Origin of the sequence: Microcoleus sp. bin48.metabat.b7b8b9.023, assembly GCF_013299185.1 — a bacterium.
Lineage (GTDB): Bacteria > Cyanobacteriota > Cyanobacteriia > Cyanobacteriales > Microcoleaceae > Microcoleus.
In genome coordinates, this window is record NZ_JAAFKG010000110.1 from 1 (window position 1) to 8243 (window position 8243).

The 8243-nt window shown below is 42.5% G+C and carries 12 protein-coding genes, 2 pseudogenes and 1 riboswitch; of the genes and pseudogenes, 9 read left to right on the plus strand and 5 right to left on the minus strand.

Annotated elements, in window-relative coordinates; translation table 11 throughout:
• The first annotated feature begins 11 nt into the window (after positions 1 to 11).
• Positions 12 to 95 (plus strand): transposase, encoded by an 84-nt coding sequence (locus QZW82_RS31675; RefSeq protein WP_293158237.1) that lies wholly within the window; start codon positions 12 to 14, stop codon positions 93 to 95.
• A 201-nt stretch (positions 96 to 296) separates the two neighbouring features.
• Here the strand turns inward: QZW82_RS31675 and QZW82_RS31680 are convergent, their stop codons facing one another.
• From QZW82_RS31680 to QZW82_RS31690, 3 genes are all read right to left on the minus strand, one after another.
• The gene (locus QZW82_RS31680; protein ID WP_293158216.1) at positions 297 to 776 is read right to left on the minus strand and encodes a hypothetical protein; all 480 of its coding nucleotides are present in this window, start codon (positions 774 to 776) and stop codon (positions 297 to 299) included.
• Positions 777 to 989: 213 nt separating this feature from the next.
• Positions 990 to 1397 carry a tetratricopeptide repeat protein gene (locus QZW82_RS31685; protein WP_363318894.1) on the minus strand — a complete coding sequence of 136 codons (408 nt, stop codon included), beginning with the start codon at positions 1395 to 1397 and terminating at the stop codon, positions 990 to 992.
• Positions 1398 to 1733 carry a hypothetical protein gene (locus QZW82_RS31690; protein WP_293158218.1) on the minus strand — a complete coding sequence of 112 codons (336 nt, stop codon included), beginning with the start codon at positions 1731 to 1733 and terminating at the stop codon, positions 1398 to 1400.
• Positions 1734 to 1897: 164 nt separating this feature from the next.
• On the opposite strand from QZW82_RS31690, the gene QZW82_RS32380 reads away from it, so the two are divergent.
• The 6 genes and pseudogenes from QZW82_RS32380 to cobG all read left to right on the plus strand — a co-directional run bounded on the left by QZW82_RS32380 (position 1898) and on the right by cobG (position 5902).
• Positions 1898 to 2188: a helix-turn-helix domain-containing protein gene (locus QZW82_RS32380; protein WP_366665116.1), complete on the plus strand. Its 291-nt coding sequence runs from the start codon at positions 1898 to 1900 to the stop codon at positions 2186 to 2188.
• Positions 2189 to 2209: 21 nt separating this feature from the next.
• Positions 2210 to 2587: pseudogene (locus QZW82_RS32385) on the plus strand (winged helix-turn-helix domain-containing protein); the annotation flags it as partial.
• A 39-nt stretch (positions 2588 to 2626) separates the two neighbouring features.
• Positions 2627 to 2965 (plus strand): transposase, encoded by a 339-nt coding sequence (locus QZW82_RS32390; protein ID WP_366665117.1) that lies wholly within the window; start codon positions 2627 to 2629, stop codon positions 2963 to 2965.
• A 496-nt stretch (positions 2966 to 3461) separates the two neighbouring features.
• Positions 3462 to 3728, plus strand: a complete 267-nt coding sequence (locus tag QZW82_RS31700; protein ID WP_293158221.1) for a hypothetical protein — start codon at positions 3462 to 3464, stop codon at positions 3726 to 3728.
• Between the two features lie 216 nt (positions 3729 to 3944).
• Positions 3945 to 4232 (plus strand): hypothetical protein, encoded by a 288-nt coding sequence (locus QZW82_RS31705; protein WP_293158224.1) that lies wholly within the window; start codon positions 3945 to 3947, stop codon positions 4230 to 4232.
• A gap of 36 nt (positions 4233 to 4268) precedes the next feature.
• Positions 4269 to 4385: riboswitch (cobalamin riboswitch) on the plus strand.
• A gap of 29 nt (positions 4386 to 4414) precedes the next feature.
• Positions 4415 to 5902, plus strand: a complete 1488-nt coding sequence (cobG, locus tag QZW82_RS31710; protein ID WP_293158227.1) for a precorrin-3B synthase — start codon at positions 4415 to 4417, stop codon at positions 5900 to 5902.
• A 91-nt stretch (positions 5903 to 5993) separates the two neighbouring features.
• Here the strand turns inward: cobG and QZW82_RS31715 are convergent, their stop codons facing one another.
• On the minus strand, positions 5994 to 6140 hold the full coding sequence (locus tag QZW82_RS31715; RefSeq protein ID WP_293158230.1) for a hypothetical protein: 147 nt from the start codon (positions 6138 to 6140) through the stop codon (positions 5994 to 5996).
• A gap of 8 nt (positions 6141 to 6148) precedes the next feature.
• On the opposite strand from QZW82_RS31715, the gene QZW82_RS31720 reads away from it, so the two are divergent.
• The gene (locus QZW82_RS31720) at positions 6149 to 6778 is read left to right on the plus strand and encodes a precorrin-8X methylmutase (protein ID WP_293158232.1); all 630 of its coding nucleotides are present in this window, start codon (positions 6149 to 6151) and stop codon (positions 6776 to 6778) included.
• Positions 6775 to 7485, plus strand: coding sequence for a precorrin-2 C(20)-methyltransferase (locus tag QZW82_RS31725; protein WP_293158235.1), 711 nt, complete (start codon positions 6775 to 6777; stop codon positions 7483 to 7485). Before QZW82_RS31720 ends, QZW82_RS31725 begins: the two co-directional genes overlap by 4 nt.
• 199 nt (positions 7486 to 7684) lie before the next feature.
• Here QZW82_RS31725 and QZW82_RS31730 read toward each other — a convergent pair.
• Positions 7685 to 8035 (minus strand): annotated as a pseudogene (locus tag QZW82_RS31730) (transposase); the annotation flags it as partial.
• Between the last annotated feature and the right edge of the window lie 208 nt (positions 8036 to 8243).

Below are 8243 nucleotides of genomic sequence, written 5' to 3' on the forward strand. Positions count from 1 at the left end.
TTAACAATCGAATTAAGTTGATTAAGCGACAAGCCTATGGCTTTATGAACTTTGATAACTTTCGAGCAAGGCTATTAGCTTGCTTTTCTGATTAGGTTTGCTTATCACCTTGACTCCAGAAGAGCCAGCCTATGGCTTTATGAACTTTGATAACTTTCGAGCAAGGCTATTAGCTTGCTTTTCTGATTAGGTTTGCTTATCACCTTGACTCCAGAAGAGCCACATACACACTGCGGAAAACTTCGAGATTGACTCGATCGAGCGCAATTTAATTAACATAGTGATGCGCTCCAGTGTTATAATCCACAATTAGAAAGAAACATCTCGCGTCGAATTGCTGACCATTCGCTGATACCAATTTTATCGTTTGTAGGAATTGGCTGTCCAGTCCGTTGAGGATGGCGGCTGTAAAAAATTGTATCTGCGAGGCGATCGTAAGTTTGTTCGTAGGTTTCGCCGTTAATTGTGGTGAATTCCCATCCTTTCTCTTGTGGCGAGACTCTCAAGCAGACTTCTTGTACCGACTTGACTCGCGGATCGATCGCCTCACGCAATCTCTGCCATTGACGGATATATTCGCGATCGTCCGTTTGGAGTTTGCGATTGTTTAGTTGAGAATTAACCCTGTAGAATAGGTAGTCTGTTAATCGATCGACGGCTTGTTCTCGCGATTCGGCTTTGGCTGGATTGGGGCCCAGGAGGAGAAGTGCGATCGCAAAAACACAAACCATTAATAATCTGGAGAGGGGTTTAATTGACAGCGACTTGACTAACATAGCAATTTGGCATTAATTCCTACTGATATCTCCACCATCTTAACCTGTACTTACGCAAGAGTCCAGAAAGCAGATTTTCATCAAAATACTTCGTTACAGTCCGTAAGTAGATGAGTGAGACAATACATAAGTATGTCATTGCCAGCTCTTAGCGAAGCAATCGCAATCGCTATGATATCATTCCGATACTACCGGAAGTGATACAATTTTATGTTATTCCTGAAGTTCTGCTAATAACTGTTCCCCGAAAGGATGTTCTTGCAATTTCTCATATGTCAAATCTCCTTTGCTGATGCCTTCCCGCCACAATCCAACATAATTTTTCCAACACATGAGAACTTTAGGATGATTTTCTGGCAATTTGGTGCGAATAATTTCCACTGCATCAAAATACAGCGATTCTGCTTCCGAGTACCTTCCTTGGGATTTATAAAGTTCGGCTAAATTGTTGAGGTCAATGGCTAAACTAGGGTGGTCTTCAGGGAGTGATAGTCGGTATATTTCTAAGGCTTGTAAATATAGAGGTTCCGCTTCCGAGTACCTTCCTTGAGATTTATAAAGTAGGCGTTGCTGAACTAGGGTATGATAAAATGGTATCGGCTCAATAAGTAGGGGTAGCAGTTAATCTGGTTGCCAAGACAAGCCCAAAGGATAAAGAGCAGATTTTTCGCGAATAATAGTGGACAGAGAGGGGATGATTCCAAGTTGAGAAATTCGATCGCGCACATAATCAAAAAAACTGATTCCCAACTGACTAGTAGTAGCAACAAGAGACATAAAAGTATCCCATGCCTGAGTACCCTCAATCGTTTGAGTTGTATAACTAATATTACGTCGCTGCACCATAGTTCTGGCAGCTAACTCAGCGGGATTATTGTGTAAAGGTAATTCAGGATGGTCTAAAACCCTCAGCAACTCTGATACTTTTGGATCAGTTAATTGTTTACGTTCATCCAACAATTCATAACCACTTGGGGTTTCAAAAAGCAGCAGAAATTTAGACCTTAAAAGCAGTGCAGCTTCAGGACTCTTAGCATCTTTATAAGCTAATATAGCAATCCTAAATCATTATCAAGGCTATGATACAATATATATGCAATACTTGATAGTGACAATAAAAAATGAATAAATTACAACTGCCACAAAAAGACATGGAAAAAGAAAAAGCTTCGTTAGAATATTTCATTAAAAGTGATCTCGATACAAGAGAACTTAAACGAGCAATAGCTGTAAAGATGGCGATGGTCGGTAAGTCCTACAATGAAATTAGCAAAATTTTAGGTGTTAGTGAATTTTTTTTCAGTCATTGGAAAAAACAATTTCAAACCAAAGGTGTCGCAGGGATTAAACTAGGACATAAAGGATCAAAAGGATATTTAACATCTTTACAAAAAACTGAAGTAATCGAATAGCCGGGGAATAAAAAATATTGGAATTTCGATGAGCTAGTTACTTATGTAGAGCGAGAGTTTTGTGTCACATATAAATCAAAGCAGAGCTACTATGAACTTTTATCGATGGCGAAAATTACCTGGAAAAGAACTCAGAAAATAAATCCCAAATCGGATGATGAGCTGGTGACAAAAAAGAGAGAAGAAATTAACAAAACTTTGTCCGAAAACAATACTGACATAGAATCTGGGAAAATAATAGTATTTTTTCTAGATGAATGTCATTTACTTCATGGGGATATCAATGGCTACGTTTGGGGTCGTTCTGATATACGAATTGAAGTCCCAATTACCAATCAAAAAAATAGACAAACTTATTTTGGCGCACTCAATTATCAAACCAAACAATTCCATGTTTAAGGCTATGAATCTGGCGATTAAAAATCAACAGTTGAATTCATAAAATACTTACAAAATAAATACAAAGGTCAGAGAATTATCTTGATTTGGGATGGAGCTAGTTATCACAGATATGGAGAATTTAAAGATTATTTATCATCAGTTAATGCTGATAAAGAACCTAAAAATTGGTCAATCACTTGTATTTTATTTGCTCCCAATGCTCCCGAACAAAATCCCGTTGAAGATATTTGGTTACAAGCTAAAAAATTTTTACGGAAGTATTGGTATTTATGTAAGTCTTTTAAAATCATCAAATTTTTGTTTGAGTTTTTCACCAAGGAACATAAATTTAGTTTCCCCAAAATCAATCAGTACACCTATACCACCGATACATAGAAAATTATTTAGGATTGCTATACCAACAAGCAAGTGAAAAATCAGGTAAAGAAATTGACCAATAAGCCGACAATGCGCTGGATATTTCAGATGTTTCAGGCGGTGCATTTAGTGACAATAAATGGAGCGAAGCAGGTCAGTAATTTAACCAAAGAACTTCAAGATATCTTGCGATATTTAGGAGAGTATTGTTGTCAATACTATTTAATGTTTTCAAGTGAATAAAGATTGAGTTTGAAGTGTAGATATTTGTGAATAATTTTCATTAATTAGTCAAAATAATTTGCTTTTGGCATAAGATACCATGCTTAAAAAATAATTAATCGCGATAAAAAGCAATGTGAATATGTGAGGAAAAGTCAATTATTTCAAATTACTTAATTTAGCTGAATTCAACAAGCTTCTGTAACGCTAACACTGCATAATTTCAGCCCAAAAGCGTTTGGCTTCCAAGTTTTGACAACTGATAAAAAAATCAGACCCACATCTGCGGAATGTGGGTTTTAAAATTATTCAGGCTTGGTTTCTGGCACAAGCTGCTGATCGCCAAAAATTATTTGGTGTTATTCCTATATCTGGAGATTCTCAAATCGATCGAGAAATCCTAATGGATACGAACAATCTTCGCTGTGGAGATAGCGGCCCAGGGCCTATACAGGGTCAAAACAAATTTGGCGAACCGCCGGAGGATTGTTTTACAGGCTGGGTTTTGTATCACAAGCCCAGCGGTTTTTACTACCGTCGTTTTGCTTGCCATACTTAATGCTGATTTTGAGAAAATTAGCATTAAGTATGGCGAGAAACCGGGTTTTGTGCGAAAATTATTCGTTGTCGCCAACAGGTTATATAAAAAATCCGGTTTCTTTGTTCTTGATTCGTAAGTAGTGTTTCAAAAATCATGCAACAGTCTTCCGTAGGGTGTGTCGCCCTGAAAAATATCTCAATAAAAATCAACTTTTCGAGATTTAAAATAATAGTTATGTTTCTTTATCAAAAAATCAGATTTTTAGCGAATCATAAAAACAAATGGGACGAATGGATGCTGTCGCAGATTGCCACAATGGAAACAGGAAATGAAATCATGCCACCTTGGGTAATGTTTCCAGGAGAGGACGTTGGTTGGCGACAAGGTTATCAAGAAGCTTGGTTGCACGAAGTTTGGCTGCCGTTTTGGTGGCGGTTGCTGGCTGGGGAGCGGGAAATTTATATTAACAAATGGAATATTCCGGCTTACTGGCGAGTTCGTATTAGCAACTATACAGAATAACCGGGCATTTGTTAAGAAATTCGAGATTTTGGGCTGCTGGCGATCGACTTATGATATATTTCTTAAACCTGAAAGTGGGAAAGTCCGGTGTAATTCCGGCGCTGTGCCGCAACTGTCAAAGCCAGAATGCCGATTTCAGGAGTTTATTTTACATTCCCTGCGTCGCACGGGGAGGAGTTTCTTTGTTGAGTTTGAGTGAATTACCGACTTGTCCGGGCTTATTTTCCGGTTCCAGAGCCCGAGACGGCGTTTTATCGAGAATGCGGATTCCGGGCGGAATTTTAAATGTACAGCAGTGTTGGTCGATCGCCAATTTTGTCGATCGCTACAGTAGTGGCTGTTTGCAAGTCACAAATCGGGCAAATTTACAAATCAGAGAATTGCACTCGCAAATTCCCCCGTCAATTTGGCAAGATTTACAGAAATTGGGATTAGCATCTCGCCGCGTTGAAGTCGATCCAATTCGCAATATAATGGCAAGTCCGACAGCAGGAATCGATCGCCAAAACTTACTGGATACTCGCCCGCTAGTTGCAGCTTGGGATAATTACCTGCAAACTCATCCTGAGTTATCGGAACTTTCCGCTAAATTCAGTATTGGCTTTGATGGCGGAGAATTAGTTTCTATCCGGAATTTCCGGAATGATATTTTATTAGTGGCAAAAAGGCGACAGCCAAATTCCGAAATTATTTTTAGTCTGCATTTCAATGGCGTCGATACAGGAATTATAATCGAAGAATCGCAATGTATTTTAGTATTAGGAAGCTTAACTAGCGCGTATCTTGAATACACTAAAAATCAGCCTAGAATCAATGGCAAGAAACCGCGTTTGCGTCATCTTCTTGCTGATTGGGGTACAGCAAAGTATCTAGAAAAAGTAGAGAAAAAATTGCCGTTTGCATTGCGTCAAGAGGCGATCGAACTTTTTCTAAAAGACATATCCAACAACTCTTGTGGAACAGGCATCCTGCCTGTCACGAGCGCACCCAACGGCAATCTCGGGATTCACAGTCAACGACAGTCCGGTTTCTCCTACATCGGCATTGCACTGCCCCTAGGCAAGCTAGAATCAAATCAACTGAGAAATTTGGCAAGTTTAGCCCAAAATCTAGGCGGAAGCACCCTAAGACTTACGCCGTGGCAAAATCTGCTGATTTCTGACATCCCCAACTCCCAGGTTTTCGAGGTCAAACAGCAAATCGCCGATTTAGGATTGCACTCATCTGCAACTCACCTAGATTCCTGCTTAGTTGCGTGCGCCGGTAGCAGCGGCTGTGCGTCAGCGGCGACAGATACTCAAAGTCACGCCCTAGCAATGGTGAGGGATTTAGCCCAAAAATGGACGATCGACCGATCGATCAATATACATTTCAGCGGCTGCGAAAAGTCCTGCGCCCAACACCAGCCTATTGACATCACCCTAGTAGGAATTCAGATTCAGCAGAAAGGCGAAACCATCGCAGGTTACAACATTTATGCAGGTAGAAAAGACTTGCCCTTTGGACGGCAAATCTTCCCAGCCGTCAGTGTAGCCGAGATGTCCAGTGCGATCGAGCGAATGTTGCGCGTCTACCAGCGGTTTCGAGAACCTCGCGAGTCATTTGGCGAATTTTGCGATCGGTGGGCGATCGACAAATTGCAGAAATTACTTAGCCCAGAAACTCATTAAAATAGACAAACTCTCATCATTTCCCCTTCTCTTTCTTCCTTCGCGCCCTAGCGCTGACGCGCGGCTTCGCCTAAAGCGCCTTCGCGGTTCATTAAAAAAAGCCATTCCACAAATCAAACAAACTTCCCATAATAACAATTTCAAATAAAGTTAAGTACAGTCTCCCAATGCCCAATTCCCAATTCCCAATTCCCAATTCCCAATTCCCAATTCCCAATTCCCAATTCCCAATTCCCAATTATCTTAATGATTGACTACATCCGAGACGGAACAGAAATCTACACCAAATCCTTCGCCACAATCCGCGCCGAAGCAGACTTATCAAACCTGCCGCCAGACTTAGAAACAGTTGCAGTGCGACTAATTCACAGTTGTGGAATGATCGATATCGTTAAAGACTTAGCAGCTTCCCCCCTTGCCGCCACCCACGGGCGCAAAGCCCTCGCAGCAGGCGCGCCAATTCTGTGCGATGCCAGGATGATAGCCGAAGGCATCACCCGCAAAAGGCTTCCCGCAGACAATCCAGTGATTTGCACCCTCTGGAATCCCGATGTACCGGAGTTGGCGCGGCAAATCGGCAATACTCGATCGGCAGCAGCACTCGATTTGTGGCTAGATAAGTTAGATGGTGCAGTTGTGGCGATCGGCAATGCCCCGACTGCTTTATTCCGATTGCTGGAAATGCTAGATGCCCGAGCCCCTAAACCGGCCTTAATTCTGGGTTTCCCGGTAGGATTTGTGGGGGCAGCCGAATCCAAAGCCGAACTCGCTACCAACAGTCGGGGAGTGCCATTTATCGCGCTACACGGGCGGCGAGGTGGCAGTGCAATGGCAACAGCAGCCGTGAATGCGTTAGCTAAAGAGGACGAACTATGACTAAGACTACTGGTAAATTGTACGGATTGGGCATCGGCCCTGGCGATCCGGAATTGATAACTTTGAAAGCTTATCGGATTTTGCAATCGGTGCCGGTGATTGCGTATCCGGCGATGGAAAATGGTAAGGTGCTCGCGCGTGCGATCGTCGCAGATTACTTGCGCCCGGAGCAAATTGAGATTCCGATGCCGCTACCTTTTAGTCCCACGCGATCGTCTCAACCGTATTACGATATTGCAGCCGAGAAAATTGCCACCCACCTCAGCGAAGGGCGGGATGTGGCGGTTTTGTGCGAGGGCGAGCCTTTTCTATACGGCTCGTTTATGTATTTATTTAACCGTTTGTCGGGAAAGTTTACTACGGAAGTTGTGCCGGGAATTTCTTCGACGATGGCGAGTGCGAGTGCCCTGGGAGTGCCACTGACTTATCGTAACGATGTGTTAAGTATTATGCCTGCGACGTTGGACGCTGATGTTTTGCGCGATCGACTGGCGCTGGTTGATGCTGCGGTGATTATTAAGCTGGGGAGGCACTTTGCGAAAGTTCGAGACGTGCTGATTGAGTTGGGACAATTCGATCGCGCACTATATATAGAACGCGCAACTATGCCGAATCAGTCCATTCGGGCGATCGGCGATGTCGATCCGGCCCAGGTTCCCTACTGGGCGTTGGTCATGATACCCAGCCAGCAAAAGTCTGTATCTTGACCTTATTCACTCTAGATGCTTGTCACAGTTTCCAAAACAAAATCACTAACACAGAGCTCAGCAACTAAATCTCTCCACAACAGCCGGGCAGCTTTACACGCAACTCGCGATCGTACTAACTTAACCGGCTGTTTCTGAGCTTTAGCCTCTAGGGCGTCGGTTCAGTATTAAGAGTTGACAAGAAAACAGATATATGGAATTACCCGGTCAATGAGTTAGACTCTACGCCCGGTTTAATTGGCAGAACCTTATCCATTCGAGCAATGACATGAAGATTATGGACAACAGCGACTCGCCGTAGATCGAAAAGATTTTTCCGCTGCCCGATATACCGAGCACGATTCCCCTGCCAATGGCCAATATGAGCCAAAGAGTGTTCAACTGTAGTACGTTTTCTCAATTCTTGGCGACCAATAGCAGTCGATTGACGTGCTCGCAACTCTTGCATTAACGCTTCATCAGGATGAATTGATACAGTCCGTCCTCTTTTACTATTTTTGCAACCAGCTCGGTGAGGACAAATTGCACATTCATTCTGAGGAAAAGTAATTGCTCAACCCCCTTGACAAGAAGACAAGATAGACATTAGATAAAGGAATGGAAAAACTACCCGACCTAAAACAACTATCGGACGAGGCAAAAGAAGCCTTGATAGTAGAGCTATGGGAGAAAATCCAAAAACTCAGTGCAATATTAGCCACCTACGAACCAAAACCAGAGCCAGAGCCATCTCCTAAAAAAACGAGCAAAAATTCTAG